Genomic DNA, 23397 nt, shown 5'->3' with positions numbered 1-23397 from the left:
GCCGCCGCGGCAGGACGGGTCCGCGGCGCCGCGCCCGCGCCGGCGCGGGCCGCGGCGGGCCACCGGGGGCACGTTCACCGGTGCGGAGCCGCGCCTGCCCGGCCTCGAGGTCCCGCCGCGCGGGGCGCCCGGGACCGACGGGGAGCCCGCGGGGGCGGCCGGGGAACGGGCCCACGAGGAGTGGCTCAGGGCGCAGCGGCCTCCGCACTGGGGCTGACCGGCGCCGGGACGAGGACCACGGTGGTGCGCCCGGTGCCGCCGGCGCCGGCCAGCTGCGCGGCGTCCTCGTGCGGCGCCCCCACCACCAGCAGCCCCTCCTCCTCGGGCGCCGCGGGCCCGGCCAGCAGACCGCCGTCCCCGCCGGCGCCCCCGGCGGCGACCCACAGCACGGGCAGACCCCGGCCCAGGACGTGGCGGTCGCCCGGTGCGGCGCCGTCGGGCAGGTGCACGACGTCCACGTGGTCGCCCGCGCGCACGTGCCGCAGCACCCCGGGATCGTCGATGCGCAGGGTCACCGCCGTGACCCCCCGGGCCTGCCCGGTCAGCAGTCCCGGGCCCACGAGCGCGGTCTCCGTCAGCGGCTGCCCCGGGCCCGCGGCGCCCGCGAGGACGCGCCCGGAAAGCTCCGCGGGGTCGGCGACGGCGCCCTCCGGGGCCAGCCCGCGCGGATAGGCGGCCACCGTGAGCCGCTCCGGGGAGAGCACCGAGCCCGCCGGCAGCGCCCCGGCGGCGGTGACCACTGGCACGGTCCTGGCCTGGGGCGGGCCGAGCCGCAGCACCGCCAGGCCCACGGCGAGGCCGAGGAGCAGCGCGGCCACCAGCCGGCGGCGCCGGGACACGACCGAGCGCAGGTGCAGGGACAGCGGATAGCGGCGTCTGAGGGTCCGTCGGCGTCGGCTCATGCGCCGCACCCTACGGCGCGGACGCGCCGGAACCGGTCGTGCGGAGGCCGCCCGGGGGAGGGCGGGGGGGCCTCGCAGGGCAGGCGCGCTCCGTGCAGTCCGGACGCCGGGACGGCGTCCGGGAACGCCTCAGTCGGCGGATCCGCCCGTCGACGCGGCGGCGGACGCGGTGGCGGGCGAGGACGCGCCCGCGCCCGCCGTGGCCGCCGCGGGCGCGGTCTCCGCGGAGGAGCCGGACGCGGAGGAACCGGACGCGGCGGGCGTCGAGGCGCCGGAGTCCGCGCCGCCGGAGCGCGAGTCGTTGCGGTAGAAGCCGGAGCCCTTGAACACCACGCCCACCGTGTTGAACTTCTTGCGCAGGCCTCCGGCGCACTCCGGGCAGACGGTCAGGGCGTCCTCGCTGAACGACTGGCGGATGTCGAACGCGTGGCCGCAGTCCTTGCAGGCGTAGGCGTAGACGGGCATGGGTCCTCCTGGAAAGGGTCGACGAGCGCGCTCCCTGGCACTCGAAGGGGGCGACTGCTGATTCTACCGTGTTCCCCGGCCCGGACCGGCGGGCCCGTCCAGGGGCGTGGGCCCGTTCTCCGTGAGGGCCAGCGGCACGGGGGCGTCGAACTCCTCGACGGGCAGGACCCCGTCGGGGAGGACCTCGTCGGCGAAGACGCACACGGCGGTGCGCAGCTCCGGGTGGGCCGTGCGGGGCAGCGTGGCCAGGAAGCGGTCGTAGTAGCCGCCGCCGAAGCCCAGCCGGGCGCCGCCGGGCGCCACGGCCAGGGCGGGCACGAGCAGCAGGCCCACGGAGTGCATGACCTCGGCGCCGTGGCGGGCGCCGACGGGCTCCCGCAGACCGCCGGTGCCGCCGGAGCGCTCGGGGGTGCCCGGCGACCAGCGCGCCCACGAGAGCCTGCGCCCGGGCTCGCACACGGGGACCCAGATCCGGTGGCCGCGGTGGTGGGCGGTGACCAGGGCGGGCTCGAGGGGCGGCTCGGTGGGCAGGGGCAGGTACGCGGCGACGTCGAGGTGCGGCCGGTCGGCGAGCAGCTCCGCCAGGTGCCGGTCGAAGCCGACGGCGGCGTGCTCCCGGGCGGCCCGCGGGCGCCGCGAACGAGCGGCCCGCAGCTCGCGGCGCAGCCGGGCCTTCACCTCGGCGGGGCCCCCGGGATGGGTCATCGTCGTGTCCGCTCCTGTCCGGTGCTCGGGCCGGGGAGGCGCCCGGGACGCGCCGGCCCTCCCGGGCCGGTGGTGCGAGGCTAGCCGGGGCCGCCGCGGCGGGCAACCGTGCCGTGCCGGGAATCCGCTGGCCCGCCCGCCCGATCCGTTAGCCTGAGCCCATGAGTGGAAACAGCAACCCCCGGACGGTCCGGAAGGCCGTCATCCCCGCCGCCGGGCTCGGCACCCGGTTCCTGCCCGCGACGAAGGCCATGCCCAAGGAGATGCTGCCGGTCGTGGACCGCCCGGCCATCCAGTACGTGGTCCAGGAGGCGGTCGACGCCGGTCTCCAGGACGTCCTGATGATCACCGGCCGCTCGAAGCGGGCGCTGGAGGACCACTTCGACCGCGTGCCGGCCCTGGAGCACCAGCTCGAGGAGTCCGGCAAGACGGAGCTGCTCCGCGAGGTCGAGCACGCCTCCGAGCTCGGCGAGATCCACTACCTGCGCCAGGCGGACCCCAAGGGACTGGGGCACGCGGTGCTGCGCGCCAAGATCCACATCGGCGACGAGCCCTTCGCCGTGCTGCTGGGCGACGACCTCATCGACGCCAGGGACTCCCTGCTCACCGAGATGATCGCCGTCCAGGAGCGCACCGGCGGCTCCGTGGTCGCGCTCATGGAGGTCCCGCAGGAGCAGATCAGCTCCTACGGCTGTGCCGACGTCACCGCGGTCGAGGGCGAGGACTTCGTGCGGATCAACGGGCTCGTCGAGAAGCCCTCCCCGGCGGAGGCGCCCTCCAACCTGGCCATCATCGGCCGCTACGTCCTGCACCCCGACGTCTTCGAGGTGCTCGAGAACACCGCCCCCGGGCGCGGCAACGAGATCCAGCTCACCGACGCGCTGCAGACCCTCGCCGGCCGCGAGGGCCAGGGTGGCGGGGTCTACGGCGTGGTCTTCAAGGGCCGCCGCTACGACACCGGTGACAAGCTCAGCTACCTCAAGGCCAACATCATCCTGGCCTCGGAGCGGGAGGACCTCGGGCCCGAGCTGTGCGAGTGGCTCCGGGAGTACGCCCGGTCCCTGCCGGTCGGCTGAGAGGCCGCGCTCCCGTGGCCGGGCAGCTCCGCTGGCCCGTCACCGTCTCCTGGGGAGAGCTCAGGCTGCGCCCGCTGGTCCGGGGGGACCGCCGGGAGTGGGACGCCGTGCGGGCCCGCAACCGGGACTGGCTCGATCCGTGGGAGGCCACGAACCCCGCCCCCGGGGGGAAGCCGCCCACGTTCGGGCAGTTCGTGCGGTCCCTGGACCAGCAGGCGCGGCAGGGCACGGCGCTGCCCTTCCTGATCACGGAGCGGGTTCCCGGGACGGAGGGGTTCGGCCTGGTCGGCCAGCTGACGGTCTCCGGGATCTCGTGGGGGTCGTTCCTGTCCGCGTCCCTGGGCTACTGGGTGGACCGGGACCAGGCGGGCCGCGGCGTGGCCCCCATGGCCGTGGCCATGGCCACCGACTACTGCTTCCAGGGCCTCGGGCTGCACCGGATGGAGATCAACATCCGGCCGGAGAACACCAAGTCCCTGCGGGTGGTGGAGAAGCTCGGGTTCCGGGACGAGGGGCTGCGCAAGGACTTCCTGCACATCGACGGCCGCTGGACGGACCACCGCAGCTTCGCGCTCACCGCGCCCGAGGCGCCCGAGGGACTCGTCCGCCGGTTCACGGGGTCCGACCGGCCCGCCGTGTGGCAGTGACCGGACCGGCCGCGTCCACAGGGATACCCACAGGCGCGCCCGTGCGGTAGTAGGCTGTCCCTCACGGCCCGAGCCCGGGCCCCGGACACGCCGGCGCAGCGCGCCGGCGGCTCACGTCCGCTCGATCCAGCGACCACGAAGGCAGGACCGCGACCATGATCTGGGTGAGCAGCTCGGCCGTGCTGGCCGTCGTCTGCGCGCTCTCGCTGTTCTGGGTCGTGCCCCGGCTGCAGCGCCGCCGGGAGGACGCCGAGGAGGCGCAGCCCGGCGCCGATCCCGCCCCGGACCACCTCCCCGCGCCCATCGCGCAGCCCGCACCCGCGTCCCGCCGACGAAGGAACATCATGGCGACCACCGACACCGACCCCCGTCCCGCCGACGGCGGCCCCGGCCGCTCCGGCACCGGTGCCCTGCGCATCCGGCGGGACCGCGCCGGGATCCTGCTCGCCGGATGCGCCGCCCTCCTGGGCGGGCTCCTCACCGCCGTCGTCGCACCGTTCTCCGCCGCGGTCAGCTGGCCGTGGCCGGTGTTCCTGCTGCTGCTCGCCGTCGGCTCCGTCCTGGCCCTGCGCTACCTGGCCGTCCAGGACCGGGCCGCCCGCCGCGCCGCGCGCCCGGCGGTCCGGACCCCGGAGGAGCAGGAGGAGCCGCACGCGCCGCGCGAGGACGTCGCCCTGTTCGACAACGAGCACGCCGTGGCGGAGGAGGTCCGCGAGCAGTCGCGCCGGGCCGCCGAGGACCTCGACCTGCCCGCCGCCGAGGAGCAGCCCCGCACGCCCGCCCCGCCGGCCTTCACGGTCGAGGAGCTGCGCGCCGAGGCCCTGCGGGTGGCCCGCGAGTCCGCCCCGGCGGCCCCGGGCCGGACCTGGGAGCCCGTCCCCGTGCCGCGGCCGACGTACGCCGAGGCCCCCGTGGTCCAGCGGCCGGAACCGGAGCCCCTGCCGGTCCCGGAGCAGCCCACCTCCCGCTCCACGAGCCTGAAGGACGCCGTGCGCGCGGGCGAGGAGCAGGGACGCGCCGCCCTCGACCTCGACGACGTCCTCAAGCGCCGCCGCGCCTGACCGCACGCGCCGCGCAGCCCGGTGCGCCGGGCCGCCCGAACCGCCGCACGCTCCCTCCGGGACCGTGCGGCGGTTCGCGCTTCCGGGGGTGGCGCGCCGTCCCGGTATCATCGCCGCAACGGCCGGCCGCCGGGCCCGGCGGCCGGTGGCCCCGACGAGGAGGACACCCATGACCGCCGTCGCCCACCGCGAGGTCGAGCGCAAGTACGAGTTCCCGGAGGGCGCCGAGGCCCGTGTGGACTGGAGCGGACTGGAGGGGTGGACGGTCTCGGCGGACCCCGTGGAGCACCGCATGGAGGCCGTCTACCACGACACCCAGGACATGGCCCTCGGCCGGCGGCTGGTCGCGCTGCGCCGGCGCCGGGGCGGGGCCGACGACGGATGGCACGTGAAGTTCTCCGGCCCGGGCGGGCGCCACGAGTTCCAGGTGCCGCTGCTGCGCACGCCGGACCGGATGCCGGCGTCCGTGCGGAACCTGCTCGCGGGGCTGACCGGCGGTCAGGAGCTGCGCCCGGTCGCGACGCTCCGCACGGTCCGGCAGGTGCGCACGATCAGCGACAGCACGGGGGCGGAGGTCGCCGAGCTCGCCGCGGACGTCGTCGAGGCCGTCGACGAGCGCACCGGCACGGAGCGGTCCTGGTCGGAGTGGGAGGTCGAGCTCCTCGACGGCACGGTCCCCGAGGAGCGCCAGGAGCAGATCTTCGCCGCGGTCGAGGCCGTGGTCCGCGCGGCCGGCGGGACGCCGTCCACCTCCCGGGCGAAGATCGCGCGCGCCCTCGGCGAGGAGGACGGCGGCAGCCCGGTGGCGCCCGAGCAGGAGCAGCAGGCGGAGAGCACGGGGACGAAGGGGAAGCGGAAGAAGGACACGAAGGGCAAGAACCAGGACAAGAAGGGCAAGAAGGGCCAGGGCAAGAAGGGCCAGAAGGCGGGCAAGGAGCCCGGGCCGGACGTGCTCCGGGCCGTGCTCGGGGAGCTCGCGGAGCAGCTCGTGCTCTGGGACCTGCAGGTCCGCCTCGACGTGCCGGACGCGGTGCACCAGATGCGCGTGACGTCGCGCTCCCTGCGCAGCGTCCTCAAGGCCGCCGCGCCGCTGCTCGAGGGGGACGCGGCGGAGGAGCTCGACGCCGGGCTGCGCCGGCTCGCCCGTGCCCTGTCCGAGGCGCGGGACGCGGAGGTCACCGCGGAGCTGCTGGCCGGGCGCGTGGCCGAGCTCGACGGCCGGGTGGGGCCGGCCGAGGCGGAGGCCCTGCGGCGGCGGGCGGAGGAACAGGCACGGACGGCCGCCGCGAAGGTGCGGCGGCACGTGACGGGCCGGGAGCACCTGCGGCTCCTCGCGGATGTCCAGGACGTCGCGGCGGCTCCGCCCGTGACCGAGGAGGGCACCCGGCTCTTGGCCCGCGAGGTCTCCGACGTGCTGGTGCACCGGGCGCTGAGGAAGGTGGTGCGCGTCGCCGAGCGCGTCGCCGAGGCCGAGCAGGCCGGCGGGACGCAGCAGACCGGCGGGACGGAGCAGGCCGAGGGGCAGCAGCGGCTGGAGCACCTGCACGACGTCCGCAAGGCGGTCAAGCGCGTGCGCTACGTCGACGCCGTCCTGGGCCGGACCGGGATGCGGCCCGGCAAGCAGCTGCGGCGCGCGGCCCGGGACGCCGAGGACTACCAGGACGAGCTGGGCCGGATCATGGACGCCGCGGTGCTGGAGCGGTGGCTCGCGGACACGGCGGGCGCCCTCCGGCGCACGGGGGAGGACCGCTACGCCGTGGGGGCGCTGCACGGCGCGGAGGTCGTCCGGCTGCGTGCCGGGACGGCCGGCGGTGCGGACGTGGTGGGGGTGCTCCTGTCCCAGCTGCGCGAGGACCTCGGCTGAGGAGGCCCCCGGGGACACGGGGGAGGAGGCCCGGCAACGACGAAGCGGGACATCCCGGTGGGATGTCCCGCTTCCTCGATCCGTGGAGCTAAGGGGAATCGAACCCCTGACCTTTTCATTGCGAACGAAACGCTCTACCAACTGAGCTATAGCCCCGGAGCAACCGTTCCATCCTATACATCCCGCGCCGGTTTCGCATCCCGGGCGGCCGGCGCGTCCCGGACGGCGTCCGCCGGTGGCCGGGAGCGGGCCGGGCAGTGGGTAGATTGGCCGCCATGGACGACACGCCCGGACCCCAGGACCCCGCCGCCGAGCCGGCCGCCCCGCCGGCCGAGGGGACGGCCGACCTGGTGGTCGCCTTCGTCCCCGGCGTGATGCCCGGCAAGTGGTTCTTCCGGTGGCGGGACCGCAATCCGGGCCGTCTGCTCGCCGAGCGCCCGCTGGAGGCGGACGGGTGGCAGGAGGAGCTGGCGGCGGGGCGCGCCCACGCGTGCTTCGTGCGGCTGCCCGCGCACCCGCGGGCCGGGGTCGACGACCTCACCGCGCTGCGGGAGCGGTACCGGGCGGTGGAGCTGTACGCGGAGCAGCAGGTCGTGGTGCTGCCCCGGGACCACGAGCTGACCCTGCTCGACGAGGTGCCGGTCGCGGAGCTCGTGCACGAGGTGCTGCTGCAGGACTCCGCGACCCTGCCGGAGCGGCACCGGCTGCGCTCCCCGGAGGCGGTGGCCGCCGACGCGCCGCCCCCGGTGCGCCACGCCCGGGAGGCCGTCGAGCTCGTCGCCGCGGGGCTCGGCCTGGTGGTCGTGCCCATGTCCCTCGCGCGGCTGCACCACCGCAAGGACCTCGTCCACCGGGTGGTGCCCGATGCCGCCGAGGTCCCCGTGGCGCTGGTGTGGCCGCAGGACCTGCCGGCGGAGCAGGAGGAGCTCGTGCAGGACTTCGTGGGCGTGGTCCGCGGGCGGGGGCTCAACAGCTCCCGCGGCGGGGCCGCGGCCGCGTCCCGGTCCGCCGAGGACGGGCCCGCGTCCGGCGGGAAGCAGCCGCGGGCGTCGTCGTCGCGCCGTGGGGGGCAGCCCCCGCAGGGGGCGCGACGGGCGGGCGGGCCCCGGGGAGGCGCCCGCGGGGGTCGCGGCGGGCCCCAGGGCGGCCGCCGGACCGGCGGCCGCGGCCGGCGCTGAGCGCGGGCGGCCTACGGCTGCTCGACGGCCACCGTGTAGGACCACAGCTCCGAGGAGGTGCCCACGGGACGCGGTCGCTCGCCCTCCGCGGCGCCGCCGCCGTGGGAGCGGGCGAAGTCCTGCGAGGACCGCCAGGCGTCGTAGGACTGCTCGTCGGCCCACCGGGTGAGCACGAGCCACTGCGTGCGCCCGTCCGTGGGCTGCAGCAGCTCGAAGCCCTCGAAGCCGGCGACCCCGGCCATGGACCCGCTGTGGGCGGCGAAGCGCCGGCCCAGCTCGTCGCCGGAGTCGGCGGGAACGGTGATGGCGTTGATCTTGACGATGCTCATGCGTCCGATCCTGGCACATCGCGCCGGACGGCCCGGACCTGGCCCGTCTCCGGCGGGCCGGGGGCGGCGCCGGCATCGGCCTGCCGGATCACGGTCTGGTTCAGCAGGGGCACGTGCAGGCCCTCGCGGTCGAGCATCTTCTTGATCCGCAGCCGCAGCGCCCGCGCCACGTCCCACTGCTTGAGGGGCACGGTGCGCACGGCCACGCGCACGGTGACGGACTCGCCGGTCACGGCCTCGACGCCCCACACCTCCGGGTCCTCGGTGATGTACTCGCCCACCTTCGGGTCGTCCCGCAGCAGGCCCGCCTCGTGCAGGATCAGCTCCGTCACCAGCTCGATGTTCGTGTCGTAGGGCACCGGCAGGTCCAGCACGCAGCGGGCCCAGCCCTGGGACTGGTTGCCCACGCGCAGGATCTCCCCGTTGCGCACGTGCCACAGGGTGCCGTTGACGTCCCGGACCTGGGTCACGCGCAGCCCGACGGACTCGACGGTCCCGCTCGCCTCCCCGAGGTCGACGACGTCCCCGATGCCGAGCTGGTCCTCCGCGACCATGAAGATCCCCGACAGGTAGTCCTTCACGAGCGACTGCGCCCCGAAGCTCAGGGCCACGCCGGCGATGCCGGCGGACGCCAGGACGGGGCCGATGTCGTAGTCCAGCTCCGAGATGATCATCACCAGCGCGACCGCCCAGATCACCACCGTCGCCACGGACGAGAGCACCGACCCGATGGTGTGGGCGCGCTGGGCCTGCCGGGCGCCGGCCAGGCCCGCGTCCTCGACCCAGCGGGGCCGGCCCCGCTCCATCCGGCGCACGATCCGCGACCGGCTGCCCTTCGCGATCCCCCCGGTGACCCGGCGGATCAGCAGCCGCACCACGGCGGCCAGGATCGAGGCGCCCAGCAGCACCAGCAGGATCCGCAGCGGCTTGTCGAGCCAGAACTCCCACATCGGGTCGAGGCCGGGGACGGAGGAGGACAGGGGGAGGAGGACGGGGAGGGGCATGGGGGAAGCGTAGCGAACCACATCGGCGGCCCGGCGCCCGTCCAGCCGCCCCGGGCCGGGTCGGGCACAATGGTGCTCGCACCCACCGGGCCGCCACCGCTCCCCGCCCAGCACCGAGGACCCATGACCGCACCCAGCCCCGCCCCCACCGCCCCCGCCGCCGCTCCCGGCACGGACGTCCTCGCAGCCCAGGACTCCGGCGCCGAGACGCTGGGCGGGATCTCCGACTGGGCCGTCGACGTCATGGAGGCCGTCGGGGCCCCGGGCGCCGGGCTGCTGGTCGCGCTCGAGAACCTCTTCCCCCCGCTGCCGTCCGAGGTGATCCTCCCGCTGGCGGGGTTCACCGCGAGCCAGGGCAGCTTCACGGTGGCCGGGGCGATCTTCTGGACCACGCTCGGCGCGGTGGTCGGCGCCGTGGCCCTCTACTGGATCGGCGCCGCGCTCGGCCGCCGCCGGCTGCGGGCCGTCGTGGACCGGATGCCGCTCGTCGACCTGCACGACCTCGACCGCACCGAGGCGTGGTTCGAGCGGCACGGGAAGGCCGCGGTCTTCTTCGGGCGCATGATCCCGGTCTTCCGCTCGCTGATCTCGGTCCCCGCCGGCATCGAGCGGATGTCCTTCCTCGCGTTCGTCCTGCTCACCACGGCGGGCTCGCTGATCTGGAACACCATCTTCGTGCTCGCCGGGTACTACCTCGGCGAGAACTGGCACATCGCCGAGCAGTACGCCGGCATCTTCTCCCGGGTGGTGATCGTCACCGTGGCGGTCCTCGCCGGCTGGTGGGTGCTCAAGCGGGTGCTGCGCAACCGCCGGGGCCTGTCCGACTCCGCCCGCCGCGAGCGCGGCCGGTCCTGACCGCGGCGGTCACAGCCACCGCTTGAGACGGAACACGGTGTAGAGCACCACGCCGGTCAGCAGCATCAGGACCAGGGCCATCGGATAGCCCCACACCCAGGACAGCTCCGGCATGAAGCGGAAGTTCATCCCGTACACGGAGCCGATGATCGAGGGCGCGAAGAGGATCGCCGCCCAGGACGAGATCCGCTTCATCTGCTCGTTCTGCTCGATGGCGGCCTCGTTCTGCCGGGCGGCGAGCTGGGTGGAGTCCAGCATGAGGGCGTTGGTCAGCGACGCCTGGAAGGCCTCGACCTTGTTGGTGACGAGGATGAGGTGGTCCAGGACGTCGCGGAGGCCGTGCTGCAGCTCCTGGGCCGCGCCGGCCTCGGCGAGCTCCTCGAGGAACTGCCGCAGCTCCATCTCCAGCGGGGCGACCGCCCGGTGGAACGCGCTCACCTCCCGGGTGAGCTGGTAGATGCGCCGCGAGACGAGACCGTCCCCGGAGCCGGAGAACAGGGCGTCCGAGATCTCGTCGATGTCGTTCTCGAGCCCCTCGACCACGGGGAAGTAGTCGTCCACGGTCTGGTCGAGCACGGCGTAAAGCACGGCCTCCGCGCCGGTGCCCAGCAGCGCCGGCTGCGCCTCCACCCGGGACCGGACCCGCCCGACCCGCCCGTGCTCGGACTGCCGGACAGTGAGCACGAAGCCGGGGCCCGTGACGATGTGGATCTCCCCGAAGTCGACCGTCTCGGTGGCGTCCTGGTAGACGGCCGGGCGCAGCACCGTGAACAGCATGTCCCCGTAGCGGTCGAGCTTGGGCCGCTGCTCGGCCTGCCGGATGTCCTCCACGGCGAGCTCGTGCAGCCCGAAGTGCTCGGCCAGGGAGTCGAGCTCGCTCCCGGAGGGCCGGTACAGGCCGATCCAGACGAGGAGACAGTGCTCCCCGGGCTCGGCGCAGCGGGGGTCCTCGGCCCGCAGCCGCGCGAGCAGGCGGTAGGTCTCCTCGAGCGTGGCCGGGGACGCGATGCGCTGCCCACCCCGGTAGACGGCGTTGTCGACGATGCTCACCCGGCCATTATCCCCGGGGGCGACCGCGGCGCCGCCGGCGGGCGCGCCCGGCCCGGGGCGCCGGGCCGCCCGGGGCCCGCCGCGCGCCGTCCCCCGCCCGCGCCGGACGTTCCTAGAATGGGGGCATGAGTTTCCCCATGGACACCCGCGTGGGTGCCTACGCCGTCATCGTCCAGGACGGGGCGGTGCTGCTCAGCCACTGGAATCCCCGCCACCCCACGCTGCCGGGGGCGTGGAGCCTGCCCGGCGGCGGCATGGAGATCGGGGAGCAGCCGGCGCAGACCGCGGTCCGGGAGGTCCACGAGGAGACCGGGTTCACCGTGGAGCTCGACGAGCTCCTGGGCGTGCACAGCCGGCACATGGGTCCCGACGAGCGGCTGGACGGCCGCGGCCGGCCCTTCCACGCCCTGCGCGTGATCTACCGGGCCCACATCACCGGCGGGACCCTCACCTCGGAGCTGGACGGGTCCTCCGACGAGGCCCGCTGGTTCCCCCTGTCGGAGCTGCCGCAGCTGCCCCTGGTCGGCCTCGTCCCCGTGGGCCTCGAACTGGCCGGGCTCGTCGCCGCGGGCCCCGCGGACGCGGCGGAGGGCCGGTGAGCCGCGGTCGTGCGACCGCGGGACTGCTCGCCGTCGCCGCGCTCACCGGGTGCGGCGGGGCGGGGGAGGACCCCCAGCCGCCCCCGGTCGCCGTGACGTCCCCCGCCGCGGAGCCCGTCCGGATCGCCGCGGGGCCCACCGGGCAGACGGCCGTGCTCGCCCACGTCTACGCCGGGCGGCTCCGGGAGGCGGGCTTCGACGCGAGCGTGGTCGACGCCGGGACCGAGCGCGCCGACTACCTCGGGGCCCTCGAGCGGGGGGACGTGGAGGTCGCCGCGGACTACTCCGGCAACCTGTACCTGCACCTGCGCGGCCGGGCCCCGGTGGGCCCCGCCACGGCGGCGCCCACCGACGGCTCGACGCCCACCCCCACGCCGTCCCCGGCCGCCGAGGACGGCGGGCTCGCCGAGGACCTCTCCGAGCTGCTGGGCCTGGGGGAGGAGCGCGCGGACGACGACGACGTGCTGGCCGGCGTGCGGGACGTGCTGCCCGAGGGGCTGCGGACCCTCGAGCCGGCCCCGGCGGAGAACACGGTGGCGGTCGTCGTGACCCGTCCGACCGCCGTCGAGCACGGGCTCACCGACCTGGAGGACCTGGGGCCGGTGTGCGACGAGCTGGCCCTCGGCACGGACGTCGACTTCGCGGGCCGCTCCTACGGGCCGCAGGGGCTGGCGGAGGCCTACGAGTGCGTGCCCGGCAGGTTCGTGCCGTTCGGCGCCCAGGAGGACCTCGTGGACGCGCTGCTCCAGGACCGCGTGCAGGCGGCGGCCCTGTTCACGGCCTCACCCGCGATCGAGGACAACGCCCTCGTGGTCCTGGCCGACCCGCTCAACAACTTCGTCCCGCAGCGCGTGGTCCCCGTGGCCGCCGAGGACCTGCCGGACGCGGCCGCGGACGTCGTCGACGCCGTCTCCGCGCAGATCGGCACGGACGACCTGGTGCTGATGACCCGGATGACCTCCGCCCGCGACCCGTACACCCCGGAGGACGCCGCGCGGTACTGGCTCGAGGGCGGCGACGACACCTGAGCGGCGCCCCGGGCGGCGCCCGGCCCGGGGGTAAGGTGTACCGCATGTCAGTGGTGAAGCAGTCCGACAAGCTCAAGAACGTCCTCTACGACATCCGCGGCCCCGTGCTGGAGCAGGCGGAGCACATGGAGGCGGAGGGCCACCGGATCCTCAAGCTCAACATCGGCAACCCCGCGCCGTTCGGCTTCGAGGCACCCGACGCGATCCTCGTGGACATGATCAAGAACCTGCCCAACGCCCAGGGCTACTCGGACTCCCGCGGCATCTACTCGGCGCGCACCGCCGTGGTGCAGTACTACCAGACGCGCGGGATCATGAACCTCGACACCGACGACGTCTACCTGGGCAACGGCGTCTCCGAGCTGATCACCATGACGCTGCAGGCGCTGTGCAACCCCGGCGACGAGATCCTCATCCCGTCCCCGGACTACCCGCTGTGGACGGCGTCGGTGGCCCTGTCCGGCGGCACCCCCGTGCACTACCGGTGCGACGAGGACAACGACTGGAACCCCGACCTCGAGGACCTCGCGGCGAAGATCACGCCCAGCACCAAGGGCATCGTGATCATCAACCCGAACAACCCCACCGGCGCGGTGTACTCCCGCGAGGTGCTGCAGTCCATCGTGGACCTCGCCGCCGAGCACGAGCTGATCCTGTTCTCCGACGAGATCTACGAGAAGATCACCTACGACGACGCCGAGATGGTCAACACCGCGACCCTCACCGGCGAGGACGTGCTGTGCCTGACCTTCTCCGGGCTCTCCAAGGCCTACCGGGTGGCCGGGTACCGTGCCGGGTGGCTGGCGATCACCGGCCCCAACTGGAAGGCCGAGAGCTTCATCGAGGGCATCAAGCTGCTGGCCAACATGCGGATGTGCGCCAACGTCCCGGCCCAGCACGCCATCCAGACGGCGCTGGGCGGCTACCAGTCGATCAACGACCTGATCCTGCCCGGGGGACGGCTCAAGGCCCAGCGCGACCTCGCCCACCGGAGGCTCAACGAGATCGACGGCGTGTCCTGCCGGCAGGCCGACGGCGCCCTGTACCTGTTCCCCAAGCTCGACGTGGAGAAGTTCAACATCGTCGACGACGAGAAGTTCGCCCTCGACCTGCTCAAGGAGCAGAAGATCCTCGTCAGCCACGGCCGGGCGTTCAACTGGCCGCGGCCGGACCACTTCCGGCTCGTCACCCTCCCGTCCGTGGAGATGCTGGCCACGGCGCTGGACCGGATCGAGGAGTTCCTGAGCAACTACCGCCAGTGACCGGCGGCGCCGCGCACCGCGGCCCGCCCCGCGACCCCAGGAGGTCCAGCATGCGCGCAGCCGACCGGAGCCCCGGCACCGGGTTCGTCCAGGACGTGCGGCCCCTGCTGCGCGCCCGGCCAGGACTGTCCCTGGACGCCGTGGACACCCGCTCCACCCCGGGGTTCGCGGGGGACAAGAAGGCCGGCACCACGCTGCGGGCCGCCCGGGACGCGGAGCTGTCCGAGCTGCAGCGCCAGATCTACGCCAACGCCACGGTGGGCGCCCGGCACCGGGTGCTGCTGGTGCTCCAGGGAATGGACACCTCCGGGAAGGGCGGCGTCATTCAGCACGTCCTGGGCGGGCTGAGCCCGCACGGCGTGCACACCCACGGCTTCGGCCGGCCCACCGAGGAGGAGGCCGCCCAGCACTTCCTCCAGCGGGTCCGGCGCCAGCTGCCCCGCCCCGGGGTGATCGGCGCGTTCGACCGCTCCCACTACGAGGACGTGCTCGTGCCCGTGGTGCACGACGTGCTCGACGACCGGCAGCTCGAGCGGCGCTACACCGAGATCCGCCACTTCGAGCAGGAGCTCGCCGACGACGGGGTGATCGTCGTCAAGGTGTTCCTGCACCTGGGCCTGGACGAGCAGCGCGAGAACCTCCTCGCCCGCATGGACGATCCTACGAAGCAGTGGAAGTTCGACCCCTCGGACCTCGAGGCCCGCAGCCGGTGGGACACCTACCTGGCCGCCTACGAGCGGGCCATCGACGCGACCGACGCCGACCACGCACCCTGGTACGTGGTGCCCACCGACCGGAAGTGGTACGCCCGGGCCGTGGTCCAGGACCTGCTGATCTCCGCGCTCAGGGGCCTGCGGCTCGACTGGCCGGAGCCCGGCTACGACGTCGAGGAGGCGCGCCGGCGCCTCGCCGAGCTCTGACCCCCGCCGAGCTGGCTCCTGCCGAGCTGACTCCCGTCGAGCCGGCTCCCGCCGCGCTGACCCCTGCCGAGGCCGGCACCCCGGCCAGGCCCTGACTCCGGCCAGGTCCTGATCCCTGCCGGGCTCCGGCCTCTGCCCGGCTCCGGCCGCTGCCGGGGGAGGCGGGCTCAGCCGCGCCCGGCGCCCTCCTCCTCGCCGTCGCCGTCGGTGTCCGCGCGCCGGGCACGGGCCGCGTCGAGCCGCTCGCGGGCGCCGTCGAGCCACTGCTCGCACCGGGTGGCCAGCGCCTCGCCGCGCTCCCACAGGGCGAGGGACTCCTCGAGGGACGTGCCCCCGGTCTCGAGCCGGGAGACGACCTGCACGAGCTCCTCGCGGGCCTGCTCGTAGCCCAGGCCGGGGATGTCGGACAGGTCGGGTGCTGCGGGGTGGTCGGTGCTCGCCATGGGTGGGACCTCTCGTTCGGGACGCTGGAGATGTTCGGGGCGGTCGGGATGTCGGTGCTGCGGGGGATCAGGCGGACGGGCGCTCGCCGGGGCGCCGGGCGGAGACGGACTCGGCGCGCACGCCGAGCTCGCCCGCGGCCAGGCGCACCCCCAGCGGGTCGCCGGCGCGCACGGCCGCGGCGTCGGTGACCACGGCGCCGGAGGCGTCCACGACCACGGAGTAGCCGCGCTGCAGGGTCTCCTGGGGGGACAGCGCCCGCACCCGGGCTCGCAGGTGCCGCACGGCGTCGCGCTCGCGCAGCGTGCGGGAGTCCACGGCGGACAGCGCCCGGGTGCGCCAGCGGTCCACGTCCTCCTCCCGGAGCAGGATCATGTCCTCCGGCTGGGCCAGGGCGGGCCGGGAGCGCACGGCGGCGAGGCCGGCGGACTCCCGGTCCAGGAACGCCCGCACGGCGCGGTCCAGGCCCGCCCGCGCCCGGGCCACCCCGGCGCGCTCCTCGACGACGTCGGGGACGATCCGCTTGCCGGCGTCCGTGGGGGTCGAGGCCCGCAGGTCGGCCACCCAGTCCAGCAGCGGCTGGTCGTTCTCGTGCCCGATGGCGCTGACCACCGGGGTCCGGGCCGCCGCCACGGCCCGGATCAGCGACTCGTCGCTGAAGGCCAGCAGGTCCTCGAAGGAACCGCCGCCGCGGGCGATCACGATGACGTCCACCTCGGGCATGGCGTCGAGCTCGCGCAGCGCCTGCGTCACCGCGCGCACCGCGCCGGAGCCCTGCACCGCGACCTCGCGGACCTCGAAGTCCACGGCGGGCCAGCGCAGGGACGCGTTGCGGATGACGTCCTTCTCGGCGTCCGAGCTGCGCCCCGTGACGAGGCCGACCCGGCGGGGCAGCAGCGGCAGCGGCTGCTTCCGGGCGGCGTCGAAGAGCCCCTCCTCGGCGAGGGCCCGCCGCAGCCGCTCGAGCCGCTCCAGCAGGTCCCCGAGGCCCACCGGCCGGATGCCGCGGCCCAGCATGGAGAGCCGGCCGGTCTTGGCCCAGAAGTCCGGCTTGAGCTGGGCGACCACGCGCATCCCCTTCTCCAGCGGGCGGTCCAGGTGGGCGGTCTCGTTGGCGAACAGGGTCACGGGCACCGAGATCTCGGCGTCGACGTCCCGCAGGGTCACGTAGGTGACGCGGGCGCGCCGGTTGAGCTCGATGATCTGACCCTCGACCCACGTGGGCGCGCAGCGGGCGATGTAGGCGTGCAGGTTCTCCGAGAGCATCCGCAGCGGCCACGGGTTCTCCGGCGTGGTGCGGTCCGCCCGCGACGGCAGCTCCCGCGCACTGCCCGTGGGCGCGTCCTGCTGCGGCTCCAGATACGTCATGCCTCATGCTTACCACCCGACGGGGACAGCCGTGCGCCCCGCCCGTCCTGCGTACAGTGGTCCCGTGAGCCCCTCAGCACCCCCCGCTTCCGGACCCCGCGCCCGACGACGCGCCACGACGGTCCTGCGCACCGGTCTCGGCACGGTTCTCGGCCTCGCCACCGCCTCCCTCGTGGCGCTGCTCGTGCCCCTGCACTGGGCCGAGGACACCGTGGTCTCCCGCGACGGCTTCACCCGGGTGGTGGGCACCCTCGCGGAGGACCGGGACTTCCAGGAGGAGCTGGCCCGGACCGCCGTGGGACAGGCGACCGACCGGTTCCTGGGCGAGCGGGCCACCGGGGTGCCCTTCCTGGACCGGGCCCTGGAGAACCTGACGCGCCGCGCCGCGGACGTCGCCGTCGGCCTCACGTCCGACCCGGCCTACCAGCGCGCGTGGACGCAGAGCCTGGCCCGCACGCACGCGGCGAACGTCCCCTCCGAGGGCGGGGTGGCGGAGCCGCCCCGGGACCTCGTGCTCGACCTCGGCCCGATGCTCCACGAGGTGGACGCGGCCGTGGAGCGCACCGCGGGCGTGGACGTGGGGCTCTCCGACCGGGAGGGCACCATGACCGTGCCGGGCTCCCGCACCGGGCGCCTGATCGAGGCCGGCACCCGGCTCACGGACCTCGCCGTCCCGCTCACCTGGACCGCCGCGGTGCTCGCGGTGCTCGCGCTGCTGGTGACCCGGCACCGCTTCGCCACGCTCGCCGTGATGGGGCTGGGCACGCTCGCCGGTCTGGGCGGGGTGTGGCTGCTCGTGGAGCACGGGGCGGAGCGGGCGACCGGCGTCCTGGGCTCGGACCCGGTGGTCCGGCTCGCCGTCGACCGGGTCGCCGTCCTGCTCACCGGCTCCCTCGGCGAGCAGATGGTCACGGCGGCCTGGGCCGCCGGGATCACGGGCGTGGTGGGCCTGGTCGGGGCGATCCTGGTGTCGGGTGGATCACGGCGCGGGCGCCGCCCCACCGCGTAGCATGGAGGCCATGCCGACCACCGTTGCGCTCTCCATGCCCACCGTCCCCCGTTCCCGGCGCACCCCCGGGGACGTGGCCGCCGCCGCCCCCGTGGACGGGCCCAAGAAGGTCCTGCTCGCGTCCCCCCGCGGCTACTGCGCCGGCGTGGACCGCGCGGTCATCGCCGTGGAGAAGGCGCTCGAGCACTACGGCGCTCCGGTGTACGTGCGCAAGGAGATCGTGCACAACAAGTTCGTCGTCAGCACCCTCGAGGAGCAGGGCGCCGTGTTCGTCGAGGAGACCGACGAGGTCCCGGAGGGGTCCCTGCTGATCTTCTCCGCCCACGGCGTCTCCCCGGCGGTCGTGGAGTCCGCGCGGTCCCGCGACCTGCACACCATCGACGCCACATGCCCGCTGGTGACCAAGGTGCACCGCGAGGCCGTGCGCTTCGCGAAGAGCGACTATGACATCCTGCTGATCGGCCACGACGGCCACGAGGAGGTCGAGGGCACCTCCGGCGAGGCGCCCGAGCACATCCAGGTGGTGAACAGCCCCGACGAGGTCGACCAGGTCGTGGTCCGCGACCCCGACAAGGTCGTGTGGCTGTCCCAGACCACCCTCAGCGTGGACGAGACCCTGGAGACCGTGCAGAAGCTGCGCGAGCGCTTCCCCTCCCTGCAGGACCCGCCCAGCGACGACATCTGCTACGCGACCTCCAACCGGCAGACCGCGATCAAGAAGATCGCCCCGGACGCGGACCTCGTGATCGTCGTGGGCTCGGCGAACTCCTCGAACTCCGTGCGGCTCAAGGAGGTCGCCCTCGAGTACGGCGCCCGCCGCGCCGAGCGCGTGGACTTCGCGAACCAGGTGGACGAGTCCTGGTTCGAGGGCGTCGCCACCGTGGGCGTCACCTCCGGCGCCTCCGTGCCCGAGGTGCTCGTCAAGGACGTGCTGCGCCTGCTCGCCGACTACGGCTACGGCGAGGTCGAGGAGGTCGTCACCGCCGAGGAGGACGTCCTGTTCTCCCTGCCCAAGGAGCTGCGCGCCCGGCTCACCGCCGCCGGGGACACCTCCCACCGGCTCGGCGGCCGGGGGGCCCGGCCCACCCGCTGAGGCCGGGGCGGGCCCGCCCGATCAGCCCGCCGCGCGCTCGTCGAGCCGCGCCGGCCCCCCGTCGCCCGGGTCGGTGCGGGCCGGGCGCTCCACCGGCTCCGACAGCTGCGCCGCCGCGGTGAACTCCGGGGCGGTGAGCGGGCGCGGCGCCACCACGAGGGGCCGCGTGCTGAGCCGCTCGTCCTCCGCGAGCGTGGGGTCGAGGTCGTTGATCCGCCGGGCCGTGGGGAACACCCGGGTCTCCACGGAGCCCGTGAGCCGGTTGTAGGTCTCGACCGACCTCTGCAGCGACCGGCCCATGTCGTCGAGGTGCTTGCCGACCGTGCCCAGCCGCTCGTAGAGCTGGCGGGAGAGGTCGAAGAGCTCCTTGGCGTTCTCCGTGAGCCCGTTCTGCCGCCAGGTGAAGGCCACGGCCTTGAGCGAGGCGAGCAGCGAGACCGGGGACACGAGCGCCACGTTGCGGCTCGCGGCGTGGTCCAGCAGGGTCGGGTCCGCATCCAGGGCCGCGGACAGCGCCGACTCGGCGGGCAGGAAGCACAGCACCAGCTCGGGGGAGGCGTCCCGCGCCTCCCAGTACTTCTTCGCGGCCAGCGCGTCCACGTGCCCGCGCACGGCCTTCGCGTGGCCGGCCAGCTGCGCCCGGCGCCCGGCGTCGTCCTCGGCGTCCTGGGCGCGCAGGTAGGCGGTCATGGGCGCCTTGGCGTCCAGGACGATGTCGCGGCCCCCCGGCAGGTGCACGACCATGTCCGGGCGGATCGCGCTGCGCTCGCCGTCCGCGGTGGTGCCGTTGGAGGCGACCTGCTCGCGGAAGTCGACGTGCGCGGTCATCCCCGCGGCCTCGACCACCCGGCGCAGCTGCACCTCGCCCCACGTGCCCCGCGCGGAGCCCGAGCGCAGCGCGGAGGACAGGGACGTGGTGGCGGTGCGCAGGTGGTCGCCCACCTCGCGGGTGTGGGCCAGGGCCTGGGTGATGCCGCCGTACTGCTCGGCCCGGTCCCGCTCGAGCGCGCTCACGTGCTCCTCGACCGAGCGCAGCTGGTGGGCCACCGGGGCCAGGGCCCGCAGCACGTTGTTGTCCTGCACCGAGCGGGCGTCGGCATCCCGCAGCCGGTCCTCGAGCTGGGCGCGCGCCTCGACCGCCGCGGCCCGTTCGGAGGCCAGCTCCACGAGCCGGTCCTGGACGGCGGCGAGCTCGGCCTGGAGCCCGGTCCGCTCCTCCTCCGCGGCCCGCGCGTCCCGGGCGGCACGGGCCCGGGCCGCGGCGGCGCCCAGGAGGGCGCCCACGAGCAGGGCGAGCAGGACGAGGACGACGACGAGGCTGACGGTCATGCCCAGCAGTGTGGCACGCCGGCCGGACACCGCACGGCAGCGGCGCCGACCGCCGCCCGGTCCGCGGCGCCGCCCGCCGCGCGCTCAGCGCTCAGTGCTCAGCGCCGGACCGTGGTCCGGCGCACGGCCAGCAGCACCACGGCGGCGAACACCGCAGTCCAGACCCCGGTGTTGAGCAGCAGTGCCCACAGGGGGTCCGATTCCACGGGCGGTCCGCTGGTGGCCACGACGTCGCCCTCCACGAGCGGGTACCGGGCCAGCCCGGCCAGGCCGTAGAGCGGGGTGAACCGCGCGATGTCGAGCATCACGCCGGTGAGGGGGACGAAGAGGTTGCCGAAGAAGCTGAGCACCACGAGCATCCCGGAGGCTGCCCCCACCGCGGACTCGGAGCGGAACAGCAGCCCGGCCGCCAGGCCGTAGAGGGCGAACACCGAGGAGCCGGCCACGACGATCGCGCCCGTGACGGGCCAGCGCCAGCCGCCCAGCTCGGCGCCGGTCAGGGCGCCCACCGCGTAGACCACGAGGACGGGCAGCACGGCCATGGCCAGGGCCACGGCCACCTTGGCCAGGACGTACCCGTGCCGCGGGGCCGGGGTGAGCCCGATCTGCCGGCCCCAGCCGCGGGCCTGCTCCACGGCGGCGGAGCCGGCGATCGAGGTGGTCGCGGTGACCGCCCCGTAGACCGCCATCGAGATCATGTTGTACCCACCGGCGTTGCCGTGGCCCACCGGCAGGTCCGAGAAGTCCCCCAGCGCCGTGAACATCACGTACAGCACGGCGGGCAGGACCACCACGAAGAAGGTGTTCTCGACCATGCGCACGTTGCGGCGCAGGTCGTGGGCGGCGTAGGCGATGCTCATGGCGCTGGTCCTCCGGGGACGGGTCGGGGCAGGGGGTCTCGTGGGCGGGTCAGTCGGCGGTGAGGCCCAGGAAGGCCTCCTCCAGACCGGCGTGGGTGATCTCGAGCTCGCTCGCCCCCGGGGTCGCGAGCAGCTGCCGGGCGATGGCATCGGTGTCGGGGCCCGTGAGCCGGGTGCGCCCACCGGCGGGCTCCAGCGGGGTCGCTCCCGGGACGACGACGGGCCCGGGCCCGTCCCAGCGGAAGCTGACCACCCGGTGGCCGGCCAGGGCCTGCACCTGCGCGGTGGGGGCGTCCGCGACCACCCGCCCGCCCTTGAGCACGACGGTGCGGGCGGCGAACTCCTCGGCCTCGTCGAGGTAGTGGGTCGCGAACACCACCGTCCGGCCGCGCTCCGCCTCGGCGTGCATCGCGGCCCAGAACTCCCGGCGGGCACCGACGTCCATCCCGGCGGTCGGCTCGTCCAGGAGCAGCAGGTCCGGCTCCGGCAGCAGCGCCAGCGCGAAGCGCAGCCGCTGCTGCTCCCCGCCCGAGCACTTGGAGACCTTCCGCCGCGCGAACCCGGCGGCCCCTGCCCGCTCCAGGGCCTCGTCCACGGCGAGGTGGTCCCGGTGCAGGGTGGCGACCATCGCGACCGTCTCCCGCACGGACAGGTCGTCGAGCAGCCCCCCGGTCTGCAGCACCGCGCCGATCCGGCCGGCCCGCACGCTCTCCCGCGGTGCGGCACCCAGGGTGCGCACGGTGCCGTCGTCGGGGTCGGTGAAGCCCAGCACCATGTCGAGGAGGGTGGTCTTCCCGGCGCCGTTGGGCCCGAGCAGGGCGACGACCTCGCCGCGCTGCACGCGCAGGCTCACGCCGTCCACGGCCCGGACGCGGCGCTCACCGCGTCCGAAGCCCTTCCGGACGCCGGCGACGTCGACGGCGGGGGAGCCGGTGGCGCGCGCGGGCGGCGCCGTCCTGGGGGCCGGGGAGGTTCTCATGCTCCGACTCTGCTCCACCGCGCGCCGTCCCGGAAGCCCTGCCCGCCACGACACGCCCATGAGCTGCGTCACGGGCCCCGGGCCTCGCGGGGCGTGGCGGTCCGCCCGGCCGGTAGGATGGTCTCCCGTGGCTCTTACTATCGGAATCGTCGGACTGCCCAACGTCGGCAAGTCCACCCTGTTCAACGCGCTGACCCGCAACACCGTCCTGGCGGCGAACTACCCGTTCGCGACCATCGAGCCGAACATCGGCGTGGTCAACCTGCCGGACCCGCGGCTGGACCGGCTCGCGGAGATCCACGGCTCGGACCGGATCCTGCCCGCGACCGTGTCCTTCGTGGACATCGCCGGCATCGTCAAGGGCGCCTCCGAGGGGGAGGGCCTGGGCAACCAGTTCCTCGCCAACATCCGCGAGGCCCACGCGATCGCCCAGGTGGTGCGCGCGTTCGACGACCCGGACGTCATCCACGTCGACGGCGAGGTCGACCCCGCCTCGGACATGGAGACCATCAACACCGAGCTGATCCTCGCCGACCTGCAGACCCTCGAGAACGCGATCCCGCGCCTCGAGAAGCAGGTCAAGATCAAGAAGGCCGACCCCGCCAAGCTCGCCGCGATGCAGCAGGCGCAGACGATCCTCGAGCGCGGGGACACCATCTTCGGCGCCGCCGAGCAGGAGAAGCTCGAGGTCGACCAGCTGCGCGACCTCAGCCTGCTCACCGCCAAGCCCTTCATCTACGTCTTCAACGCCGACGACGGCGTGCTCGGCGACGAGGCGAAGCAGCAGCAGCTGCGCGAGCTCGTGGCGCCCGCCGACGCCGTGTTCCTCGACGCGAAGCTCGAGGCCGAGCTCGTGGAGCTGGACGAGGAGGAGGCGAAGGAGATGCTGGAGATGTCCGGCCAGGACGAGGCCGGTCTCGACAAGCTCGCCCGCACCGGCTTCCACACCCTCGGGCTGCAGACCTACCTCACCGCCGGGCCCAAGGAGTCGCGGGCCTGGACCATCCCCGTGGGCGCCACCGCCCCGCAGGCCGCCGGCGTCATCCACACCGACTTCGAGCGCGGCTTCATCAAGGCCGAGATCGTCTCCTTCGAGGACCTCGACGCCGCCGGGTCCATGGCCGATGCCAAGGCCGCCGGCAAGGTCCGGATCGAGGGCAAGGACTACGTCATGCGCGACGGCGACGTGGTGGAGTTCCGCTTCAACGTTTGAGCGTTCATACATATGGCCTAAAAAGCCCGTGTTGCCGCCAGTCGGAGCCTCAGGAAGTACGACCGTGCACGATTCCTGCACGGTTTAGACCTGGTCTCAAAACCTGATCGGTCGTTGCCCACCTGCCTGGGAACGGTCCACAGTGCCTGCATGACGACGA

General features: G+C 74.7%; 24 protein-coding genes and 1 tRNA gene. 13 read left to right on the top strand and 12 right to left on the bottom strand.

What is annotated here, in order from left to right:
* Positions 1–185: 185 nt before the first annotated feature.
* From ACPYN7_RS13400 to ACPYN7_RS13390, 3 genes are all read right to left on the bottom strand, one after another.
* The gene (locus ACPYN7_RS13400; protein ID WP_058872578.1) at positions 186–902 is read right to left on the bottom strand and encodes an SAF domain-containing protein; all 717 of its coding nucleotides are present in this window, start codon (positions 900–902) and stop codon (positions 186–188) included.
* A gap of 129 nt (positions 903–1031) precedes the next feature.
* Positions 1032–1367 carry an FmdB family zinc ribbon protein gene (locus tag ACPYN7_RS13395; RefSeq protein ID WP_058872579.1) on the bottom strand — a complete coding sequence of 112 codons (336 nt, stop codon included), beginning with the start codon at positions 1365–1367 and terminating at the stop codon, positions 1032–1034.
* A 63-nt stretch (positions 1368–1430) separates the two neighbouring features.
* Entirely contained in the window at positions 1431–2072 is a 642-nt protein-coding gene (locus ACPYN7_RS13390) for a 5-formyltetrahydrofolate cyclo-ligase (RefSeq protein WP_058872580.1), read from the bottom strand.
* Positions 2073–2233: 161 nt separating this feature from the next.
* On the opposite strand from ACPYN7_RS13390, the gene galU reads away from it, so the two are divergent.
* The 4 genes from galU to ACPYN7_RS13370 all read left to right on the top strand — a co-directional run bounded on the left by galU (position 2234) and on the right by ACPYN7_RS13370 (position 6720).
* A complete protein-coding gene (galU, locus tag ACPYN7_RS13385) occupies positions 2234–3148 on the top strand; it encodes a UTP--glucose-1-phosphate uridylyltransferase GalU (RefSeq protein WP_058872581.1) in 915 nt (304 codons plus the stop codon).
* 14 nt (positions 3149–3162) lie between these two features.
* Entirely contained in the window at positions 3163–3795 is a 633-nt protein-coding gene (locus ACPYN7_RS13380) for a GNAT family N-acetyltransferase (protein WP_058872582.1), read from the top strand.
* A 155-nt stretch (positions 3796–3950) separates the two neighbouring features.
* Positions 3951–4856: a hypothetical protein gene (locus tag ACPYN7_RS13375; protein WP_424347967.1), complete on the top strand. Its 906-nt coding sequence runs from the start codon at positions 3951–3953 to the stop codon at positions 4854–4856.
* A 169-nt stretch (positions 4857–5025) separates the two neighbouring features.
* Entirely contained in the window at positions 5026–6720 is a 1695-nt protein-coding gene (locus ACPYN7_RS13370; protein WP_424347966.1) for a CHAD domain-containing protein, read from the top strand.
* Positions 6721–6803: 83 nt separating this feature from the next.
* On the opposite strand, the gene ACPYN7_RS13365 is transcribed toward ACPYN7_RS13370, so the two are convergent.
* Positions 6804–6876, bottom strand: a tRNA-Ala gene (locus ACPYN7_RS13365).
* Positions 6877–6995: 119 nt separating this feature from the next.
* Between ACPYN7_RS13365 and ACPYN7_RS13360 the strand changes: the two genes are divergently transcribed.
* Positions 6996–7898: a LysR family transcriptional regulator substrate-binding protein gene (locus ACPYN7_RS13360; protein WP_424347965.1), complete on the top strand. Its 903-nt coding sequence runs from the start codon at positions 6996–6998 to the stop codon at positions 7896–7898.
* Positions 7899–7909: 11 nt separating this feature from the next.
* On the opposite strand, the gene ACPYN7_RS13355 is transcribed toward ACPYN7_RS13360, so the two are convergent.
* Positions 7910–8227: an antibiotic biosynthesis monooxygenase family protein gene (locus ACPYN7_RS13355; RefSeq protein ID WP_424347964.1), complete on the bottom strand. Its 318-nt coding sequence runs from the start codon at positions 8225–8227 to the stop codon at positions 7910–7912.
* The gene (locus ACPYN7_RS13350; protein ID WP_424347963.1) at positions 8224–9231 is read right to left on the bottom strand and encodes a mechanosensitive ion channel family protein; all 1008 of its coding nucleotides are present in this window, start codon (positions 9229–9231) and stop codon (positions 8224–8226) included. Before ACPYN7_RS13350 ends, ACPYN7_RS13355 begins: the two co-directional genes overlap by 4 nt.
* A 123-nt stretch (positions 9232–9354) precedes the next feature.
* Here ACPYN7_RS13350 and ACPYN7_RS13345 point away from each other — a divergent pair, with 123 nt between their 5' ends.
* Positions 9355–10086 carry a DedA family protein gene (locus ACPYN7_RS13345; protein ID WP_424347962.1) on the top strand — a complete coding sequence of 244 codons (732 nt, stop codon included), beginning with the start codon at positions 9355–9357 and terminating at the stop codon, positions 10084–10086.
* A gap of 9 nt (positions 10087–10095) precedes the next feature.
* On the opposite strand, the gene corA is transcribed toward ACPYN7_RS13345, so the two are convergent.
* The gene (gene corA / locus ACPYN7_RS13340; RefSeq protein ID WP_424347961.1) at positions 10096–11136 is read right to left on the bottom strand and encodes a magnesium/cobalt transporter CorA; all 1041 of its coding nucleotides are present in this window, start codon (positions 11134–11136) and stop codon (positions 10096–10098) included.
* 125 nt (positions 11137–11261) lie between these two features.
* Here corA and ACPYN7_RS13335 point away from each other — a divergent pair, with 125 nt between their 5' ends.
* From ACPYN7_RS13335 to ACPYN7_RS13320, 4 genes are read left to right on the top strand one after another with little or no spacing between them, the layout of a single operon-like run.
* Positions 11262–11735: an NUDIX hydrolase gene (locus ACPYN7_RS13335; protein WP_424347960.1), complete on the top strand. Its 474-nt coding sequence runs from the start codon at positions 11262–11264 to the stop codon at positions 11733–11735.
* Complete coding sequence (locus tag ACPYN7_RS13330) at positions 11732–12763, top strand: glycine betaine ABC transporter substrate-binding protein (RefSeq protein WP_424347959.1); 1032 nt, start codon at positions 11732–11734, stop codon at positions 12761–12763. The genes ACPYN7_RS13335 and ACPYN7_RS13330 overlap by 4 nt, the downstream gene beginning before the upstream one ends.
* A gap of 44 nt (positions 12764–12807) precedes the next feature.
* Positions 12808–14025 (top strand): pyridoxal phosphate-dependent aminotransferase, encoded by a 1218-nt coding sequence (locus tag ACPYN7_RS13325; RefSeq protein WP_058872591.1) that lies wholly within the window; start codon positions 12808–12810, stop codon positions 14023–14025.
* Positions 14026–14075: 50 nt separating this feature from the next.
* Positions 14076–14945: a PPK2 family polyphosphate kinase gene (locus tag ACPYN7_RS13320; RefSeq protein ID WP_424347958.1), complete on the top strand. Its 870-nt coding sequence runs from the start codon at positions 14076–14078 to the stop codon at positions 14943–14945.
* A gap of 167 nt (positions 14946–15112) precedes the next feature.
* On the opposite strand, the gene ACPYN7_RS13315 is transcribed toward ACPYN7_RS13320, so the two are convergent.
* Together ACPYN7_RS13315 and xseA are read right to left on the bottom strand one after the other, a co-directional pair.
* Positions 15113–15388: an exodeoxyribonuclease VII small subunit gene (locus ACPYN7_RS13315; RefSeq protein WP_058872593.1), complete on the bottom strand. Its 276-nt coding sequence runs from the start codon at positions 15386–15388 to the stop codon at positions 15113–15115.
* A 67-nt stretch (positions 15389–15455) separates the two neighbouring features.
* A complete protein-coding gene (xseA, locus tag ACPYN7_RS13310) occupies positions 15456–16754 on the bottom strand; it encodes an exodeoxyribonuclease VII large subunit (protein WP_424347957.1) in 1299 nt (432 codons plus the stop codon).
* Positions 16755–16818: 64 nt separating this feature from the next.
* Here xseA and ACPYN7_RS13305 point away from each other — a divergent pair, with 64 nt between their 5' ends.
* A complete protein-coding gene (locus ACPYN7_RS13305; RefSeq protein WP_424347956.1) occupies positions 16819–17763 on the top strand; it encodes a hypothetical protein in 945 nt (314 codons plus the stop codon).
* 10 nt (positions 17764–17773) lie between these two features.
* A complete protein-coding gene (locus ACPYN7_RS13300) occupies positions 17774–18856 on the top strand; it encodes a 4-hydroxy-3-methylbut-2-enyl diphosphate reductase (protein WP_424347955.1) in 1083 nt (360 codons plus the stop codon).
* 21 nt (positions 18857–18877) lie between these two features.
* Here the strand turns inward: ACPYN7_RS13300 and ACPYN7_RS13295 are convergent, their stop codons facing one another.
* The 3 genes from ACPYN7_RS13295 to ACPYN7_RS13285 all read right to left on the bottom strand — a co-directional run bounded on the left by ACPYN7_RS13295 (position 18878) and on the right by ACPYN7_RS13285 (position 22024).
* The gene (locus ACPYN7_RS13295) at positions 18878–20185 is read right to left on the bottom strand and encodes a DNA recombination protein RmuC (RefSeq protein WP_424347954.1); all 1308 of its coding nucleotides are present in this window, start codon (positions 20183–20185) and stop codon (positions 18878–18880) included.
* A 98-nt stretch (positions 20186–20283) separates the two neighbouring features.
* Positions 20284–21045: an ABC transporter permease gene (locus ACPYN7_RS13290; RefSeq protein WP_424347953.1), complete on the bottom strand. Its 762-nt coding sequence runs from the start codon at positions 21043–21045 to the stop codon at positions 20284–20286.
* 49 nt (positions 21046–21094) lie between these two features.
* Complete coding sequence (locus ACPYN7_RS13285; RefSeq protein WP_424347952.1) at positions 21095–22024, bottom strand: ABC transporter ATP-binding protein; 930 nt, start codon at positions 22022–22024, stop codon at positions 21095–21097.
* Between the two features lie 127 nt (positions 22025–22151).
* Here ACPYN7_RS13285 and ychF point away from each other — a divergent pair, with 127 nt between their 5' ends.
* Positions 22152–23237, top strand: a complete 1086-nt coding sequence (ychF, locus tag ACPYN7_RS13280) for a redox-regulated ATPase YchF (protein ID WP_424347951.1) — start codon at positions 22152–22154, stop codon at positions 23235–23237.
* The last annotated feature ends 160 nt before the right edge of the window (positions 23238–23397 follow it).

It is taken from the genome of Kocuria sp. CH-021, from assembly GCF_049716185.1.
Classification (GTDB): Bacteria; Actinomycetota; Actinomycetes; order Actinomycetales; family Micrococcaceae; genus Kocuria; species Kocuria cellulosilytica.
This window is presented reverse-complemented; position numbering and strand designations above follow the sequence as displayed.

What these genes read in the sequence shown, in the direction of transcription:
- ACPYN7_RS13370 (WP_424347966.1), top strand. Translation starts at nt 5,026, where the DNA reads ATGACCGCCGTCGCCCACCGCGAGGTCGAGCGCAAGTACGAGTTCCCG.
- ACPYN7_RS13345 (WP_424347962.1), top strand. Translation starts at nt 9,355, where the DNA reads ATGACCGCACCCAGCCCCGCCCCCACCGCCCCCGCCGCCGCTCCCGGC.
- ACPYN7_RS13295 (WP_424347954.1), bottom strand. Translation starts at nt 20,185, where the DNA reads ATGACCGTCAGCCTCGTCGTCGTCCTCGTCCTGCTCGCCCTGCTCGTG.
- ACPYN7_RS13315 (WP_058872593.1), bottom strand. Translation starts at nt 15,388, where the DNA reads ATGGCGAGCACCGACCACCCCGCAGCACCCGACCTGTCCGACATCCCC.
- ACPYN7_RS13335 (WP_424347960.1), top strand. Translation starts at nt 11,262, where the DNA reads ATGAGTTTCCCCATGGACACCCGCGTGGGTGCCTACGCCGTCATCGTC.
- ACPYN7_RS13325 (WP_058872591.1), top strand. Translation starts at nt 12,808, where the DNA reads ATGTCAGTGGTGAAGCAGTCCGACAAGCTCAAGAACGTCCTCTACGAC.
- ACPYN7_RS13300 (WP_424347955.1), top strand. Translation starts at nt 17,774, where the DNA reads ATGCCGACCACCGTTGCGCTCTCCATGCCCACCGTCCCCCGTTCCCGG.
- ACPYN7_RS13390 (WP_058872580.1), bottom strand. Translation starts at nt 2,072, where the DNA reads ATGACCCATCCCGGGGGCCCCGCCGAGGTGAAGGCCCGGCTGCGCCGC.
- galU (WP_058872581.1), top strand. Translation starts at nt 2,234, where the DNA reads ATGAGTGGAAACAGCAACCCCCGGACGGTCCGGAAGGCCGTCATCCCC.
- ACPYN7_RS13350 (WP_424347963.1), bottom strand. Translation starts at nt 9,231, where the DNA reads ATGCCCCTCCCCGTCCTCCTCCCCCTGTCCTCCTCCGTCCCCGGCCTC.
- ACPYN7_RS13375 (WP_424347967.1), top strand. Translation starts at nt 3,951, where the DNA reads ATGATCTGGGTGAGCAGCTCGGCCGTGCTGGCCGTCGTCTGCGCGCTC.
- ACPYN7_RS13285 (WP_424347952.1), bottom strand. Translation starts at nt 22,024, where the DNA reads ATGAGAACCTCCCCGGCCCCCAGGACGGCGCCGCCCGCGCGCGCCACC.
- ACPYN7_RS13290 (WP_424347953.1), bottom strand. Translation starts at nt 21,045, where the DNA reads ATGAGCATCGCCTACGCCGCCCACGACCTGCGCCGCAACGTGCGCATG.
- ACPYN7_RS13360 (WP_424347965.1), top strand. Translation starts at nt 6,996, where the DNA reads ATGGACGACACGCCCGGACCCCAGGACCCCGCCGCCGAGCCGGCCGCC.
- xseA (WP_424347957.1), bottom strand. Translation starts at nt 16,754, where the DNA reads ATGACGTATCTGGAGCCGCAGCAGGACGCGCCCACGGGCAGTGCGCGG.
- ACPYN7_RS13320 (WP_424347958.1), top strand. Translation starts at nt 14,076, where the DNA reads ATGCGCGCAGCCGACCGGAGCCCCGGCACCGGGTTCGTCCAGGACGTG.
- ACPYN7_RS13355 (WP_424347964.1), bottom strand. Translation starts at nt 8,227, where the DNA reads ATGAGCATCGTCAAGATCAACGCCATCACCGTTCCCGCCGACTCCGGC.
- ACPYN7_RS13400 (WP_058872578.1), bottom strand. Translation starts at nt 902, where the DNA reads ATGAGCCGACGCCGACGGACCCTCAGACGCCGCTATCCGCTGTCCCTG.
- ACPYN7_RS13395 (WP_058872579.1), bottom strand. Translation starts at nt 1,367, where the DNA reads ATGCCCGTCTACGCCTACGCCTGCAAGGACTGCGGCCACGCGTTCGAC.